Genomic DNA, 16,621 nt, shown 5'->3' with positions numbered 1-16,621 from the left:
ACGCCCCGTCGGCGCGCTCCCGCGCCGGCTCCGACGCAAGGCACCTTCGAGGAGAGAAGAGATGGCCGTGACCAAGGCACGTACGTTCCGCGAGCTGATGAACGCCCCCGAGATCCTCGTCGTCCCCAGTGCGTACGACGCCCTGAGCGCCAAGGTCATCCAGCAGGCCGGCTTCCCCGCGGTGCACATGACCGGCTCGGGCACCTCCGCCAGCATGCTCGGCCTGCCGGACCTCGGCTTCACGAGCGTGTCGGAGCAGGCCACCAACGCCAAGAACATCGTGCTCGCGGTGGACGACCTGCCCGTGATCATGGACGCCGACGCCGGGTACGGCAACGCGATGTCGGTGTGGCGGGCGACCCGGGAGTTCGAGCGGGTCGGCATCGTGGGCTACCACCTGGAGGACCAGGTCAACCCCAAGCGCTGCGGCCACCTGGAGGGCAAGCGACTGATCTCCACGGAGGAGATGACCGGCAAGATCGAGGCGGCCGTCGAGGCGCGTGTGGACGAGGACTTCACCATCATCGCCCGCACCGACGCCCGTGAGTCGCTCGGCCTCGACGAGGCCATCCGCCGCTCCCGCGAGTACCTCGCCGCCGGCGCCGACTGCATCTTCCTGGAGGCGATGCTCGACGTCGACGAGATGAAGCGGGTCCGCGACGAACTCGACGCCCCGCTGCTGGCCAACATGGTCGAGGGCGGCAAGACCCCCTGGCTCACCACCAAGGAGCTGGAGTCGATCGGCTACAACCTGGCGATCTACCCGCTGTCCGGCTGGATGGCCGCCGCCTCGGTCCTGCGCAAGCTCTTCGCCGAGCTCAGGGACGCCGGGACCACCCAGAAGTTCTGGGACGACATGGGTCTGAAGATGAGCTTCGCCGAGCTGTTCGAGGTCTTCGAGTACGAGAAGATCTCCGAGCTCGAGGCGCGGTTCGTGCGCGAACAGGACTGATCACCCTCCCCTTCCCCACCCCCTTCGCGACCCACGGCTCGGGAGTCGTCATGTTCGTCAACGGAGCACTGCAGCCGGCCCGACGGCACACCACGGTCCACGACCGCTGGACGGGCGAGCCCGTCGGCACCGTCCCGCGCGACGGTGCCGAGGAGGCGGCGGCCGCGGTCGCCGCGCTGGCCGCCGGCCGTCGTGCCACGACTCCCCAGCAGCGGTCGGCCGTCCTGACCCGGGCGGCCGACATGCTCACGGCCCGTGCGGAGGAGTTCTCCACGCTCATCACCGCCGAGTCCGGCGTGTGCCGCAAGGAGACCCTGCGCGAGGTGTCCCGGGCCGCCGGGAACCTCAGGGTGGCCGCCGCGGAGGCGGAGCGGATCCGCGGCGAGTCCATCCCGCTGCCCGACGGCACCAGACTGGCGGTCACCCTGCCCGAGCCGGTCGGTGTCGTCCTGGGCATCACCCCCTTCAACCGCCCCCTCAACCAGGTCGTCGTCAAAGCCGCGCCGGCCCTGGCCGCAGGCTGCCCGCTGCTGCTCAAGCCGTCGGAGAAGACGCCGCTGACGGCACTGGCCTTCGCCGAACTGCTCGTCGAGGCCGGCTGCGCCAAGGACATGCTCGCCGTCGTCACCGGCGAACCCGGCGAGGTCGGCCCGCCGCTCGCCGCCCACCCGGACGTCGCCATGGTGACGTTCACCGGCAGCGTGGCCACCGGGCACGCGGTGGCAGCCCAGGCGGCCGGCAAGCGGCAGCTGCTCGAACTGGGCGGCAACGACCCGCTGTTCGTACTGCCCGACGCCGACCTGAGACGCGCCGCCAAGCTGGCCGCCGACGGGTCCTGCGCCACAGCCGGCCAGTCCTGCCGCGGCATCAAACGCGTCTTCGTCTGGGAGGAGGTGGCCGACGAGTTCACGGCCCTGCTGGAGCCGGCCGTAGCCGCCAAGCGCGCCGGTGACCCCCGCCGGGAGGACACCGACCTCGGCCCGCTCGTCAGCGAGGAAGCGGCCCTCGTCGTGGAACGCCGGATCGCCCGGGCCGTCCGCGACGGGGCCCGCCTCGTCACCGGCGGCGAGCGGGACGGGGCCCTGGTGCGTCCCGCCGTGCTCGACCATGTGCCGCCGGACACCGAGCTGGTCACCGAGGAGACCTTCGGCCCGGTGGCACCGGTGATCCGCGTCCGCGACGCGGACGAGGCGGTACGCCTGTCCAACGGCACCGCGTACGGCCTGCAGGCCGGAGTCCTCACCCGGGACAGCGCCGCCTTCTGGGACATCGCCGCCCGGCTGCGGGTCGGCGCGGTGAACCTCGGCGAAGGGCCCCACTTCGACTCCCCGCACATCCCGTTCGGCGGTGTGAAGTCCAGCGGAGTCGGCCGGGAGGGCATCCGCTACGCCATCGCCGAGATGACCGTCACCAAGACGGTCACCCTTCCCGGCCCCTACGGAACCGGCTGACCCCACGTCAGTCCGCTGACCGCCGACCGCCCGGGCGCGCGAGAGGAGAGAGACGGTGAAGCACTGCATCGTCGTGGGATACCACGAGACGGACATGTCCGGCGAGGAGCTGCAACTGGCCCTGGAGCACGGGGGCGACGAGCTGCCCGCACCCATCCGCAGCATGCTCCGCACCAAGATCACATTCGGGGGTGCCCACTACTCCTACCTGGACGCCCTGAGCGAGGTGCGCAACCAGGACCGGGGCACCGACCACGCCTACACGGTCTCCGAACTGCCGAGCCTCGGCACCCTGTACCTCGTCAACTACCTCCAGGAACAAGGCCATCCGGCCGACTTCGTCAACAGCTACACCTTCGAGCAGGACCAACTGGTCAAGCTGCTCGCCGACAACCCGGCCTCGGTCGCCATCACCACCACCTTCTACATGATGCCGGCGCCGGTGATCGAGATCGTCCGCTTCATCCGGCGGCACAACCCGTCCGTGCCGGTCATCGTCGGCGGGCCGCTCGTCGACAACCAGTGCCGGGCGGGACGCGACGACCGGCTGAACCGGTTCTTCGACCGGGTCGGCGCCGACTACTACGTGTGGGAGTCGCAGGGCGAGGCGGCACTGGCCGGGGTGGTCGGAGCCATCGTCGACGGCGACGTTCCGACCGAGGTGCCCAACGTCTTCCTGCGCTCCGCCACCGGCGAGTGGAAACTCACCCGCAAACGCCCCGAGGCCAACGACCTCAACGCCTGCTCGGTGCGCTGGAACCGCTTCGACCCGACCGTCCTCGGCCCGACCCTGTCCACCCGCACCGCCCGCAGCTGCGCCTTCAGCTGCGCGTTCTGCGACTATCCGGAGCGGGCCGGCGCCCTCACCCTCGCCGACCTGTCGACCGTCGAGCGGGAACTCGAGGAACTCGCCGACATGGGCGTCAAACGCGTCGCCTTCATCGACGACACCTTCAACGTCCCCATGCGCCGCTTCAAGGACCTGTGCCGGATGCTGGTGCGCCGCGACTTCGGCATCGAGTGGTTCTCGTACTTCCGCTGCGGCCACGCCCGCGAACCCGACGTCTACGACCTGATGTACGACTCCGGCTGCCGCGGCGTGCTGCTCGGCATCGAGTCGGGCGACGACCAGGTGCTGCTCAACATGGACAAGCGCGCCACCACCGCGCACTACCAGTACGGCATCGAACAGCTCAAGGCCCGCGGCATCTTCACCCACGCCTCGTTCGTGATCGGGTTCCCGGGGGAGAGCCCTCAGACGGTCCAGAACACCATCGACTTCATCAACCGCGCGGGGCCGGACACCTTCGCCGTCAACCACTGGTACTACATGCACGCCACCCCCATCCACGTACGGGCGCCCCAGTTCGAACTGACCGGCAACGGCCACACCTGGTCGCACCGCAGCATGAACTCCCGTGAGGCCCTGGAGGCCGCCGACCAGATCTTCGACTCGGTGGTCAACGCCGCCTGGATGCCGGTCAACGGCCTCGACTTCTGGGGCGTCCCGTACCTCCTCGGCAAGGGCATGGACCGCTCCGAGATCGTCCGCTTCCTGGAACTGGCCAAGCCGCTCACGGTGGCGAACGTCTCCCGCGGCAGCGCCGAAGAGGCCGCCGCGGCGGAGCACCGGTTCCGCGAGTTCGTCACCGGCCTGGACCTTGCACCCGCCCGCTACCGCACCGCAGGGAGTGAGTTTCGATGACCATCCACAACCCCGAGGAACCGGAGTACTTCCCCGAGGTCTTCCCCCGCGACGCCTTCCCCCGGTACACCTGGGACGACGGCATGCGGCCGCTCACCCTGCCGCATGAGGTCTGGCTGTCGGAGACCACCCACCGCGACGGCCAGCAGGGCGGACTGCCCCTCTCCCTGGACACCAGCCGGAAGATCTACGACATCCTCTGCGAGATCACCGGCGACTCCACGGCGATCCGGCACGCCGAGTTCTTCCCGTACCGCGACTCCGACCGCAACGCCCTGATCTACGCACTGGAACGGCACCGCGACGGCGCCCCGATCGAGCCCACCACCTGGATCCGCGCCCGCCGCGAGGACGTCGAGCTGATCAAGCGGATCGGCGTCACCGAGACCGGTCTGCTCAGCTCCTCCTCCGACTACCACACCTTCCACAAGTTCGGCTCGGGCGGCCGGACCGAGGCCGCCGCGATGTACCTCGACGCGGTCACCATGGCCCTGGACCACGGCATCAAGCCCCGCGTCCACCTGGAGGACACCACCCGCTCCGACCCGGACTTCGTGCGCGCTCTGGTCGAGGAGGTCCTGCGGATCGCCGCCCCGTACCCCGCCGAACTCCAGCCGCGCTTCCGGGTCTGCGACACCCTCGGCATCGGCCTGCCCTTCGACGACGTCGCCCTGCCGCGCAGCGTCCCCCGCTGGATCCGGCTGCTGCGGGGCTTCGGTCTGACGCCCTCCCAGATCGAGCTCCACCCGCACAACGACACCTGGCTGACCGTCGCCAACTGCCTGGCCGCGATCCGCGAGGGCTGCGGAGTGATCAGCGGAACGACGCTCGGCACCGGCGAACGCACCGGCAACGCGCCGCTGGAAGCCGTCATGGTGCACCTGCTCGGCATGGGCTACTGGCCCGAGGGCGGCGTCGACCTGACTGCCGTCAACAAGCTCGTCGAGCTCTACGACGGCATCGGCGCCGGCCCGTCGCAGAAGTACCCGCTCTTCGGCCGTGACGCCTACGTCACCCGGGCCGGCATCCACGCCGACGGCCTCAACAAGTTCTGGTGGATGTACGCGCCGTTCAACGCCCCCCTGCTCACCGGCCGGGAACTGGACGTCGCCCTCACCAAGGACTCGGGCCAGGCGGGTCTGCTCTTCGTGCTGAACAAGCGGCTCGGGCTGCGGCTGGAGAAGGGCGATCCGCGGGTCGTGGACCTGCTCGCGTGGATGGACGAGCAGTGGGACGCCGGCCGGGTCTCCGCGATCGAGTGGAGCGAACTCGAACCGGTCGTCGAGAAGGTCTTCGCCACCGAGGAAGAGGCGAGCTGACATGCAGGGAACGGCGCGAGGAGGCAGCACAGCATGACCGCAGCGACACCGGACACGGCGCCGGACCGCACCGGCCCGTCCCCGGGGGCCTGCCCCGTCGTCGCGGAGTTCGCACGACGGGCACAGGCCGGACCGGACCGCCCCGCCGTCGTCCTGCCGGAAGAGACGGTCGACTACCGCGAACTCGCCGCACGGGCCGACGCCGTGGCCCGCGCGCTCCTCGACTCCAGGGGCGAGGGCTCCGAGCCCGTGCCCCTGATGGTGCTGCACCCGGCGTGGATGCTCGCCGCGTGCCTGGGGGTGCTTAAGGCGGGCAAGTACTACGTGCCCCTCAACCCCCACCACCCGGACGCCCGCAACCGGGACCTGCTGGCCCGGCTCGGCGCGGCGCTGGTCGTCACCGACGGCGCCGTCCCGGGCCGGCTGCCCGGGCGGATCACCGTGCTCTCGGTGGGCGAACTCGACGTACGGCCCGGCACACCCGGCGAGCCGGGCCCGGCCGTCGCCCCGGACCAGTGGGCCTACGCGCTCTACACCTCCGGGTCGACCGGCCTGCCCAAGGGCATCCTGCAGAACCGCGCCGACATGCGGCAGAACATCGACCGGCACGCCGCGCTCGGCATCGGTCCCGAGGACCGGGTCACCCTGATCAACGCGGACGGTTTCGTCGCCGCCGTGTCCAACCCGTACATGGCGTTACTCAACGGCGCGGCGCTCGTGCCGTACTCCTTCCAGCGCGACGGGGTGCACGACCTGATCGACCGTCTGGACGCGGCGGGGACGACCGTCTACTACTCGTTCCCCTCGTTCCTCCGGCAGGCGGCCGCCGTGTCCGAAGGCCGCACCACGGACCGGGTCCGCCTGGCCTACCTCGGCGGGGAGAGCGTGCACAGCAGCGACGTCCTCGCGGCCCGCCGGCTGTTCCCGGCCGCCACCGTCGCGGTCGGACTCAACTCCACGGAGACGGGCCTGACCCGGCTCCGTCTGATCCCCCCGGGCGCCGAGGTGCCCGATCCGGTGCCCGTCGGCGGTCCGGTGCCCGGCGTGGAGGTCCGTGTCGAGGCGTCGCCGGGCCGTCCGGCGGCCGTGGGGGAGGCCGGGCGGATCGTCGTCCGCAGCGCCTTCCTGCACGCCGCGCAGTGGACGGACCAGGGGCCCAGGCCGCTCACCGAGGCCGTGCCGGAGGCGGACAGCGGGACCGCCTGCGAACCGGCGCCCCGGGACTTCCGCACCGGCGACCGCGGCCGGCTGGACGGCACCGGGCAACTGGTCCACCTGGGGCGGGTGGACGGCATGGTCAAGGTGCGCGGCTACCGCGTCGAGACGGTGGAGGTCGAGTCCGCGGTGTCCGCCGTGACGGGCGTGGCGGAGGCCGCGGTCGTCCCCTACGAGACGGCGGAGCACGCGACCGAGCTCGCCGCCTACGTCGTCGCCAAGGACCCCGACCTCACCGACGCCGCGCTGCGCCGTGCCCTGTCCGAGACCCTGCCGACCCACCTGGTGCCGTCCTCCGTGCTGCTGGTGCCGAGGCTGCCGCGCACCCGAAACGGCAAGATCGACCGCAAGGCGCTGCCCGACCCGGCGAGCGGCACCTCAGGCACCGCCGTCTCCCGGCCGGCTCCCGCCCACACCCCGGCCCCCGCGCCCGGCGACGGACCGGACGAGGCGCGGGCGAGGGTGCTGGGCCAGGTGGGTGAGATCTGGAGCGACGTCCTGGGGGCCGGTCCGGTGCTGCCCGGGGACGACTTCTTCTCCCTCGGCGGCACCTCCATCTCGGCGTTGCGGGTGGTCTCGCGCATCCGCAAGGAACTCGGCGTGCCACTCCGGCTCGCCGTGATCTTCGAGACGCCGTCCCTGGAAGCGGTGGCCGAATCCGTACTCCGCGAACTGAAGGGGACGTAGTAAAGAGGTGCCCGCCACCCGCTTTCGCAGAACACCGAAGGAAGACCACACGTGAGCCCAGAACGACGCCCGGTCGAGATCCGTCCCGCCACCGCCGCCGACATGGCGGCGGTCTGCGACATCGTCAATCACTACATCGAGACGAGCACGGTCAACTTCCGTACGGAGCCGCAGACTCCGCAGGAGTGGATCGACGACCTGGAGCGCCTCCAGGACCGCTACCCCTGGCTCGTCGCCGAGGTGGAGGGCGTCGTCGCCGGCATCGCCTACGCCGGCCCCTGGAAGGCCCGCAACGCCTACGACTGGACCGTCGAGTCGACGGTGTACGTCTCCCACCGGCACCAGCGGCTCGGACTGGGCTCCACCCTCTACACCCACCTGCTGAAGTCCATGGAGGCCCAGGGCTTCAAGAGCGTGGTCGCCGTCATCGGACTGCCCAACGACCCGAGCGTGCGCCTGCACGAGGCGCTCGGATACACCGCGCGCGGGACGCTGCGGGCAGCCGGCTACAAGCACGGGGGCTGGCACGACGTGGGGTTCTGGCAGCGCGACTTCGAGCTGCCGGCCCCGCCCCGCCCCGTCCGGCCCGTCACACAGATCTGAGCGGAGAGCGCATGGCATCGTCGGAGTTGGAGCTGGTGCGGGAACTGATCGGGCTCAACTGGCACACCCGCAACGGCGATGTGGAGCCACGCCGGGTGGCCTACGACCGAGCCCAGGAGGCCTTCGGCGACCTGGGCCTGCCCCCCGGCGAGACCGTCGTGATCGGCGACTGCTCGGCGGAGTGGGTACGGCCCGCCCAGGAGGACGGCAGGACCCTGCTGTACCTGCACGGCGGTTCGTACGCCCTCGGATCGCCGCAGTCGCACCGCCATCTGTCCAGCGCGCTGGGCGCGGCGGCCGGGGCGGCGGTGCTCGCCCTGCACTACCGCAGGCCGCCCGAGTCTCCCTTCCCGGCGGCGGTGGAGGACGCCGTGGCGGCCTACCGGATGCTGCGGGAGCGGGGCTGCCCGCCGGGGCGGATCACCTTCGCCGGTGACTCGGCCGGCGCGGGCCTCGCCGTCGCCGCCCTCCAGGTGCTGCGCGACGCCGGGGACCCGCTGCCGGCCGCCGCGGTGTGCATCTCGCCCTGGGCCGACCTGGCCTGCGAGGGCGCCTCGCACGTCACCCGCAAGGAGCGCGAGATCCTCCTGGACACCGAGGACCTGCTCCGCATGGCGGGGCGCTACCTGGCCGGCACCGATCCCAGGAACCCCCTGGCCTCGCCCGCCCACGGCGATCTGACCGGTCTGCCGCCGCTGCTCATCCAGGTCGGTTCCGAGGAAGTCCTGTACGACGACGCCCGGGCGCTGGAACAGGCGGCGCTCAAGGCGGGCGTACCGGTCACCTTCGACGAGTGGCCGGAGATGTTCCACGTCTGGCACTGGTACCACCCGGTGCTCCCCGAGGGGCGTGCCGCCGTCGAGACGGCGGGCGTGTTCCTGCGCCGCGCCACCGAGGAGGGCGAGCGGTGACCGACTGGATCCAGAGTGCCGAGGCCCCCCGTGCGGTGGCCCGGGTGGTCTGCCTGTCCCGGGCCGGCGGCAGCGCACGGGACTTCGACCAGTGGCGCAAGCCCCTGGGCGAGGAGATCGAGATGTGTGCCGTCCAACTGCCGGGGCGGCTCGACCGGTTCCACGAGGAGCCGCTGAGCGATCTGCACCGGATCGCCGAGGAGGTGGCCGACGCCCTCACCACGCTGTCCCCGCGCCCGTACCTCCTCTTCGGCGACTGCATGGGCGCTCTCGTCGCCTTCGAGACGGCGAGCGCGCTGCGCCGTCTCGGCGCCGCCGCCCCCGCCTCACTCGTCGTCGCCTCCTACCCGGCGCCCGACCGGATGCGCACCCAGCGCCCCTACTCCGACGGCAGCGCCGAGGATCTGCGGGAGCGGCTGCGTGAGGTCGGCGGGGTGCCGCCCGCCGTGCTGGACGAGGACGAGCTGTTCGAACTGATGCTGCCTATGCTCCGCGCGGACTTCGCCGCCTTCGAGGGCTACCGCTACCGGGAGACCGAACCACTCGCGTCGGGCATCCACGCCCTCGTCGGTGCAGACGACCCGTACGTCACGGTCGCCGACCTGCACGGCTGGCGGCCCCACACCACCGGGGAGTTCACGGCACGCGCCCTGACCGGCGGCCACTTCTTCCTGCACGAGAGCGACGAGGCGGTCTCCCTGGTACGGGATCTCGCGCTCGACGCCGCGCGGTCTCCGGAGCCGGGGAGCACCGCGTGAGCGGGCGGGGCGGGGCCGATCCGGAGCAGTGCTGCGCGCTCATCACACCGTGCCCGAGCCCGCCGTCGGCTGCTGTGCTTTCCTCATGCCGGCGCCGGGCCCGGCGTCTACCGACCGTGGGCGCGGGACATGCCGGCCGGCACGGAACTGTGGGCGCCCCGCTATCCGGGGCGGGAGGACCGGCTGGCCCACCCCTTCGCCCACAGCCTCGCCGAGCTGGCCGACGACATCGCCGCCGCCGTCGCGGCGGGACTGGGCGGTGACGTCCCGCTGGCGCTCTTCGGCCACAGCATGGGCGCGGTCATCGCCCACGAGGTCACCGCACGCCTGGAGAACGCCCACGGCATCCGGCCGGTGCTGCTCGCCGTCTCCGCGCGTGAGGGCCCGCTCCAGGTCGGCCACGCGGGGCTGCACCTGCTCTCCGACGACGACCTGCTCGCCCGCACCCGCAGTATGGGCATCCAGCCGCACGCCGACGCCTACGACGACCCGGAACTGCGGGATCTGCTGCTGCCCGTGCTGCGCGACGACTGCCGGCTGCTGGAGAGCCATCAGAACGTCCCCGTGACACGGGTGCGGGCACCCGTGCTCGCCTTCGCGGGACGCGACGACCGGACCAGCCCGCGCGCCCTGATGGAGTCCTGGGCCGAGGCCACGACCGGCGGCTTCCGGCTGCTCGAACTGCCGGGCGACCACTTCTACCTGTTCTCGCACACGAAGGACCTGCTGTCCCAACTGTTGCCGGTGCTGGCGGGGGAGGACCGGACGTGGCAGTGAGAGACACCGGCCCGGCCGCGCCCGACGCTCCGCCGGCCCGGCCGTGGCGCCAGTTGCTGAGCGGGGGAGTGGGACACACCGTCGAGTCGCACGACTGGTACGTCTACACCTTCCTCGCCGTGTACTTCGCGGACGACATGTTCCCGAAGTCGTCGGGCGATCCGCTGGTGCCGCTGCTCAACACCTTCGCGGTGTTCGCGATCGCCTTCGCCGCCCGCCCCGTCGGGGCCACCGTGATGGGTGCCTACGCCGACCGCTTCGGCCGCCGCAGCGCCCTCATGGTGACGATCCTGCTCATGGGCCTCGGCAGCCTGCTGATCGCCCTGACCCCGGGCTATGCGACGGTGGGCCCGCTGGCCCCCGCCCTGCTCGTGGTGGCCCGGCTGGTCCAGGGCTTCTCGCTCGGCGGTGAGTACGGCGCCGCGGTCAGCTTTCTCGTCGAGTCCGCCGCGCCCCGGCGGCGCGCGTTCTTCGGCAGCTTCCAGTACGTCGCCTCGTCGGCCGGCCACATCATGGCAGGGCTTTCCACCCTGGCGGCCGTCCAGCTCTCGGGCGACGGCATGGACGACTGGGGGTGGCGGCTGCCGTTCGCGTGGGGTGCCGTGCTGTCCCTGGTCGGGCTGGTCATCCGCCGTTCGGCCCAGGAGACCTACCGGCCGGAGCCGGACAAGGGAGGCGGGCGGGCACGCCCGGGCGCGTTCGCGGCGCTGCGGGACCATCCCCGGCAGGCGGCGATGGTCGTCGGCCTCACCACCGGCGGCACCGTGGCCTTCTACACGTGGACGACGTACCTGCCCGCCTACGCCACGGTCAACGCCGACGCCGACAAGGAGAGCGCGGTACTGGCCGGGACCGTCTCCCTGATCTTCTTCGGTCTGCTCCAGCCCCTCGGCGGCATGCTCTGCGACCGCGTCGGCAGAAGACCGATGATGATCGCCTTCGGCGTGACCACCGCCGTGCTGACGGTGCCTCTGCTGACCGCGCTGTCCTCGTCGTTCTGGTCGGTGCTCGTGGTGCAGTGCGCCGGCATGACCCTGCTGACCGCCTACACGTCGATCGCAGGGGCGGTCAACGCCGAGTTGTTCCCCCGTGCGCTGCGCGGCCGGGGCATCGGTCTGCCCTACGCGGGGTCGGTGGCGCTGTTCGGCGGGACCGCACCCTATGTGGGGACCTGGCTCAAGTCGGCCGGACACGGTGGTCTCTTCCCCTGGTACGTGGCGGCACTGTGCGCGGTGACGGCCCTGACGGCCACGCGGCTGCCCCGCGGGGCACGGGGAGTGGACCATGAAACGGCCGATGTCACGGAAATTCTTCCGAGGGATTCCCGGCCGAGTCGATAGTTTCTTCCGTCGGTGTGCCGTCTACAGATCATGTTTATGTGAATACTTGCCGAGCTGCCGAGATTCGCCCAGGGCGACTTCAGGACATCCTGCGTTCACTCCCAGGACAGTCTTGTCTGGGCCGGTGGTCTCGCTACACTGGCGGATTATGTCTGAACTTGTGCGTCAAGGGCGCCGCACACGGCTTTCAGAGGAGGCGGCATTGTCCTTTGAGCAAGTGGCGGCGTACGAGTTCTCCAATGCGGCCCACAGAAAAGGGTCACCCGCCCGCTTTTTCTCTCGCGAAGGCCCGTGGCCGGTACGCGCCGCCGACGAGCCGGGTGGTGACGCGGAATCCGTGATCTCACAGATCATCAGTGCCAATCGCAAAGCGGTGCGTGATCAGGGCGAGCTCCTCGAAGCCCTGGAGACGGCGCTCGCCGACCTGGTGCGCGCCTCCCCGGCGTCGCCCGACAGCGGGCCAGCCGAGTCGGAGTGCAGGGTGGTGAGCGGTACTTTCGGCGGTGACGCCCTGCCTGCGGCCATCACGGAGGTGCTGCTCTGTCTGGATCCGACCGATCTGGAGCAGGACCGCTTCGCCGGAGTGCTGCGATATGCCCGGAAAGCGTCCGCCCAGGGTGTGAGCCTTCGCTGCATCTGCGCGGAGTCGATGGTGAATGTGCCTGGCGGGAGGGCGCACATTCAGGAACTCCAGGAAGTCGGCGCGGAAATCAGGGTGGCCGCCCTGTTACCGTTCCGCCTGCTGCTGGTCGACTCCCGCATTGCCTATGTGCATGTGGTCGACCGCGACGGCCGGATCCCGGAGCTGGAGATCACGAATCCGGCTGCCTGCCAATTCGTTCACCAGGTATTCGACTACTGCTGGCTGGCAAAGACTTCCTCAAAGATCATTGAAGAAAAGACAAGTTCGGTGGATTTCTCCGAACGCGAGCTGATCATCCTGCGCATGCTGGCGAACGGCATGAAGGACGAGGCCATGGCCCGTGCTCTCGGAGTGTCCACGCGTACGCTGCGGCGGGCCATTACGGACATCATGGGAAAACTCGGGGTGAGTAGCCGCTTTCAAATGGGCGCGCGTGCCGAGGAATACCGTCTGCTATGGTCCTCCGTCTCCTGTGGGTGACATGCCTGCGGGTGACATGCCTGCGGGTGACATGGCCGCGAGTGCCGCACCGGCCGCGACCAGGGCGGCCAGCACCAGGAACGCTCCGGGGTAGCTGCTGAGCCCGGCGGCGAGCAGGGCTCCCGCCGCCGGTGCCACGGCCAGCGCGGTGCCGGCGGGGGCGGTGGCGAACGCGTTGAGCGTGGCGTAGCTCCTGACCCCCCATCGGTCGCTGACCGCCGTGGCCTGCAGCAGGGTGAACATCCCGCGCACCGCGCCCGCGGCCATGGCCGCCGCACACAGCAGGGGCGCGGGTCCGGGCACGATCGCGAGAAACCCGATCGCCACGGCCCCGGCGGACAGCAGGACGATCATCCGGTGCTGGGTGGTCGTTCTTCGGGTCAGGGCCGGATAGCCGAGCCGGCCGAGGATCTGTCCCGTACCGCACAGGGCGAGCGCGCCTGCCGCGATCCCTGTGCTGAAGCCCCGCTCGACGAGGAAGGGCACCAGGTTGAGCGTCGTGGCGTAGAGGCTGAGGGCGGCCAGGGCCAGGGCCGCCGCCAGCAGTGCGAACTCCCGGCTGAGGATCACCGGACGGACGTCGGCGAAGGCGGTGCCGGGGCGGCGCTCCTCGGCTCCGGGCCAGGGGGCCCGCAGGCAGAACAGGTGCAGCGGGGTGGCGGTGACGAGCAGGACGGCGGCGAGCAGCAGGAACGTGGTGCGCCAGTCCAGGTGCGCCAGCAGCAGCGCCGTGATCGGCGCGAAGACCACACTGGCCAGCCCGCCCGCAAGGGAGAGCAATGTCAGAGGGCGCAGCCGTCGGGGGCCGTACCAGCGGGTGAGGGCCGCGAAGGCCGGAGGGTAGAGCGCCATCGCCTGCGCGACACCGGCGAGCGCCCACGCGGCCGTGAACCACGGCAGTCCGGGCGCGGTCGCCACCGCGACCAGTGCGATGCAGCCCAGCACGGATCCCGCGCTCATCACCCACCGGGGACCGTACCGGTCGAGCAGCCGCCCCACCGGGATACCGGCCACCGCACTGGCGATCAGGCCGAGCGAGAAGGCGCACATGGTCGCCGTCGTCGGCCAGCCGGTGTCACCCGTGATGCTCGGCAGGCTCACCGGAAACGCGTAGTACAGCGTCCCCCAGCTCACGATCTCCGTGACGGACAGCGCGGCCAGCGCCCGACGCAGCGCCGGAGCCGCTCGCGACCCCTCCCTGTGTTTCTCTATAGAGAAAATCACCTCGCTATAGTACTACGATGGTCGCTCTCGCAACACTAGGCAGCCGCATCCAGGAACTGCGCCTGAGTCAGTCGCTGACCCTTCAGGACCTCGCGGACCGCGCGGCGGTGAGCGTCAGCATGCTCTCCTCGGTGGAACGTGGCCGGAAGGCACCCACGGTCGTGGTGCTGGCCCGGATCGCGGAGGGGCTCGGCGTGACGGCCGCGCATCTGCTCACCGAACCCGCGCCCGTCCGGGTCCGCCGCGCGGCCGAGCAGGACGTCGTCGAGGAACCCGGTGGCTGGCAGCGCACGATCCTGACCCCCGTGGTTCCCGGCGTGAACTTCGAGTGGATCCGGTCGGTCCTGCCGCCGCACTGCGACGCCGGGGAGTACCCGGCCTACGCCCCCGGCTCCCACGAGTTCGTCTTCGTGGAGTCCGGGGCCCTGCGACTCACCGTCGGCGAGACGGTCACGGACCTGGGCGCCGGGGACTCGGCCTACTTCGCCGCGGACGCGGTACACGGCTACGTGAACCCGGGCGGGACGCCCTGTGTCTACTACGTCGCCGCCCTGATCATGCGCTCCCGGGCCCGGGGCACCCCCACGCGGCGATGAGGCCCCGGCCATGTCCACGTCCGGAAGCGGAGGCGGGAGGCGGTCATGCCCGAGCTGCCCGACGTCGAGGGTTTCCGGCAGGTGCTGGAGTCCTGCGCCAGGGGCCGGACCGTCCGGCGCGTCGACGTGCGGGACGCCGGGGTGCTGCACGACGTCAGTGCGCGGGGCCTGCGCAACGCACTGGAGGGGCGGCGGTTCGGGGCGCCGGAGCGGCACGGCAAGTGGCTCCTGGCCCGGACCGGCGGCCCCACGCTCGTCCTGCACTTCGGCATGACCGGCCGGCTGGTCTGCTGTCATCCGGGCGATGCCGTCGAGGCGCACGACCGCGTGTTGTTCACCCTGAGCGGCGGTCGTCAGCTGCGCTTCCGTGACCAGCGCAAACTCCAGGGACTCTGGCTGGCCCACGACGACTTTGACATCGACCGGCTGCTGCGGCGGCAGGGCCCCGACGCGCTGACGGTCGACCGCGCGGAGTTCGAGGCCGTGCTCTGCGCCCGGCGCGGGAGCCTCAAGACCGCGCTCACCGACCAGTCGGTGCTCGCCGGTCTCGGCAACCTCCTCGCGGACGAGATCCTCTGGCGTGCCCGGCTGCGCCCCGACCGCCGGACGCGTGAGCTCACCGAGGCCGACCTCCGCCGCCTCTACGGCCGGATGCGCGGCACCCTGAGAGCCGCCGTCCCCGCCGGGTGCGTGCCGCCGCGCGACTCCTGGCTCACCGGCCACCGCGACGACCCCGACCCGACGTGCCCGCGCTGCGGCACCGGACTGCGCCGGTCCCGGATGGCGGGCCGGGGCACGGTGTGGTGCCCGCGGTGCCAGCCGGACGCTTGATCGGCCGCGGCGGCCCCGCTCAGACGTCGGGATGCCCCTCGGCGGCGAGCGCGCGTGCCTCCGCGGCTCCGATGTCCCCGGGTCCACCGGCGACGAGCGCCACCTGCTCGCTGGGACGCCCCGTCCTGACCGCCTCGGCTCAGGGCGCTGCCGCCGTCTGACGTTCCTCGTCCGGCGCCACGAGCGACCGCGTGAGCGGAATCCGCGCCAGGGCGAACACACCCGCCGCGATCAGCACGACACCGAACAGCTCGGGCAGCACCCACCACCCGGAGCGGATCTCCTCCTCGTACAGGGTGATGCCGAGCACGAGGCTCACCGTCGCGTCGCCGAGGGTGAGCGCGGGCTGCGAGGCGACCAGCGGACCGGCCTGCATCGCGTTCTCCAGCAGGAACAGCGCGCACACGCCGGTCAGGGCGAACCCGTACGTCTGCCAGGCGGTGAAGAAACCCACGAGCCCTTGTTCGTCGAGCACGTGCGTGGCCGTCTTCATCAGCGCCGCCGTCACCGCGTAGCTGATCGCCGTCGCGGCCCCCAGGCAGGCCGCCCGGGCGCGGCCCTCCGGACGCCGCAGAGCGGCGACGGCAAGGCCCGCGACCGCCCCCGCGCACACGGCGAGCGCGGGGATCCAGCGGTCCAGCTCCACATGCGTGCGGTTGCCGGTGGGGGAGGCGGCGGCCAGCGCCACCGCCAGCCCGGCCACCACCACCGTCACGGCCAGCCAGCCCGTACCCGGCAGACGCCGGCGCATCAGCAGCGACGCGACGACGAGGGTGAGCGGCAGCTCCAGCACGAACAGGGGCTGCACGACCGTCAACGGCCCGGTCGCCAGCGCCAGCGCCTGGCAGACGGCGGCGCCGATCACCGCGAGGATGCCGGCCAGCCAGACGGGCCGGCGCAGCAGGTCGAGCATCAGCCCGGCCCGGAACCCCTGGGAGCGCGGCACGGTCAGTGCCGCTTTGCGCTGCAGCACCGTCGCGACGGCGTTGCTGAAGGCCGCGCAGACCGCGAAGACGACAGGGAGCACGGTGTGCAGCGTGGCCACCTCCCGGATCGGCGGGGCGTGTGACGCCGGCGGTGCCGCCACCTGCCATGGTCGCCGCACCGGGTCTCAGGCGCGATCGGAGCC

15 protein-coding genes are annotated in these 16,621 nt (G+C 71.5%); 13 read left to right on the top strand and 2 right to left on the bottom strand.

The features are described from left to right. Positions 1-61 precede the first annotated feature (61 nt). The 11 genes from bcpA (at position 62) to SSQG_RS04985 (ending at position 12,841) form a co-directional block, all read left to right on the top strand. Positions 62-952, top strand: a complete 891-nt coding sequence (gene bcpA, locus SSQG_RS05035) for a carboxyvinyl-carboxyphosphonate phosphorylmutase (RefSeq protein WP_003988631.1) — start codon at positions 62-64, stop codon at positions 950-952. A gap of 50 nt (positions 953-1,002) precedes the next feature. Continuing rightward, entirely contained in the window at positions 1,003-2,403 is a 1,401-nt protein-coding gene (locus tag SSQG_RS05030) for an aldehyde dehydrogenase family protein (protein WP_003988630.1), read from the top strand. A 55-nt stretch (positions 2,404-2,458) separates the two neighbouring features. Beyond that, positions 2,459-4,108 carry a PhpK family radical SAM P-methyltransferase gene (locus SSQG_RS05025; RefSeq protein ID WP_003988629.1) on the top strand — a complete coding sequence of 550 codons (1,650 nt, stop codon included), beginning with the start codon at positions 2,459-2,461 and terminating at the stop codon, positions 4,106-4,108. Then, a complete protein-coding gene (locus SSQG_RS05020; RefSeq protein ID WP_003988628.1) occupies positions 4,105-5,427 on the top strand; it encodes a pyruvate carboxyltransferase in 1,323 nt (440 codons plus the stop codon). Before SSQG_RS05025 ends, SSQG_RS05020 begins: the two co-directional genes overlap by 4 nt. Positions 5,428-5,460: 33 nt before the next feature. Continuing rightward, a complete protein-coding gene (locus SSQG_RS05015) occupies positions 5,461-7,329 on the top strand; it encodes a non-ribosomal peptide synthetase (RefSeq protein WP_003988627.1) in 1,869 nt (622 codons plus the stop codon). Positions 7,330-7,380: 51 nt separating this feature from the next. After that, entirely contained in the window at positions 7,381-7,932 is a 552-nt protein-coding gene (pat, locus tag SSQG_RS05010; protein ID WP_003988626.1) for a phosphinothricin N-acetyltransferase, read from the top strand. Between the two features lie 11 nt (positions 7,933-7,943). Beyond that, positions 7,944-8,843, top strand: a complete 900-nt coding sequence (locus SSQG_RS05005; protein WP_003988625.1) for an alpha/beta hydrolase — start codon at positions 7,944-7,946, stop codon at positions 8,841-8,843. Next, the gene (locus tag SSQG_RS05000) at positions 8,840-9,601 is read left to right on the top strand and encodes a thioesterase II family protein (protein WP_003988624.1); all 762 of its coding nucleotides are present in this window, start codon (positions 8,840-8,842) and stop codon (positions 9,599-9,601) included. Before SSQG_RS05005 ends, SSQG_RS05000 begins: the two co-directional genes overlap by 4 nt. Before the next feature lie 18 nt (positions 9,602-9,619). After that, on the top strand, positions 9,620-10,378 hold the full coding sequence (locus tag SSQG_RS04995) for an alpha/beta fold hydrolase (RefSeq protein WP_063749152.1): 759 nt from the start codon (positions 9,620-9,622) through the stop codon (positions 10,376-10,378). Continuing rightward, entirely contained in the window at positions 10,375-11,718 is a 1,344-nt protein-coding gene (locus tag SSQG_RS04990; protein WP_003988622.1) for an MFS transporter, read from the top strand. The genes SSQG_RS04995 and SSQG_RS04990 overlap by 4 nt, the downstream gene beginning before the upstream one ends. A gap of 148 nt (positions 11,719-11,866) precedes the next feature. Beyond that, positions 11,867-12,841, top strand: a complete 975-nt coding sequence (locus SSQG_RS04985; RefSeq protein ID WP_158681011.1) for a helix-turn-helix transcriptional regulator — start codon at positions 11,867-11,869, stop codon at positions 12,839-12,841. Here SSQG_RS04985 and SSQG_RS04980 read toward each other — a convergent pair. Then, on the bottom strand, positions 12,815-14,065 hold the full coding sequence (locus tag SSQG_RS04980) for an MFS transporter (RefSeq protein ID WP_003988620.1): 1,251 nt from the start codon (positions 14,063-14,065) through the stop codon (positions 12,815-12,817). The genes SSQG_RS04985 and SSQG_RS04980 overlap by 27 nt on opposite strands. Before the next feature lie 17 nt (positions 14,066-14,082). On the opposite strand from SSQG_RS04980, the gene SSQG_RS04975 reads away from it, so the two are divergent. Both SSQG_RS04975 and SSQG_RS04970 read left to right on the top strand, forming a co-directional pair. After that, the gene (locus tag SSQG_RS04975) at positions 14,083-14,661 is read left to right on the top strand and encodes a helix-turn-helix domain-containing protein (protein ID WP_003988619.1); all 579 of its coding nucleotides are present in this window, start codon (positions 14,083-14,085) and stop codon (positions 14,659-14,661) included. A gap of 45 nt (positions 14,662-14,706) precedes the next feature. After that, the gene (locus SSQG_RS04970) at positions 14,707-15,492 is read left to right on the top strand and encodes an Fpg/Nei family DNA glycosylase (RefSeq protein WP_003988618.1); all 786 of its coding nucleotides are present in this window, start codon (positions 14,707-14,709) and stop codon (positions 15,490-15,492) included. A 139-nt stretch (positions 15,493-15,631) separates the two neighbouring features. Here SSQG_RS04970 and SSQG_RS04965 read toward each other — a convergent pair whose 3' ends face one another. Beyond that, positions 15,632-16,528, bottom strand: coding sequence for a DMT family transporter (locus SSQG_RS04965; RefSeq protein WP_039934769.1), 897 nt, complete (start codon positions 16,526-16,528; stop codon positions 15,632-15,634). Positions 16,529-16,621 lie beyond the last annotated feature (93 nt).

The organism is Streptomyces viridochromogenes DSM 40736 (assembly GCF_000158955.1).
GTDB lineage: Bacteria > Actinomycetota > Actinomycetes > Streptomycetales > Streptomycetaceae > Streptomyces > Streptomyces venetus.
Note: the sequence above shows the minus strand (reverse complement) of the source record. Positions and strands in the feature narration are given on the sequence as shown.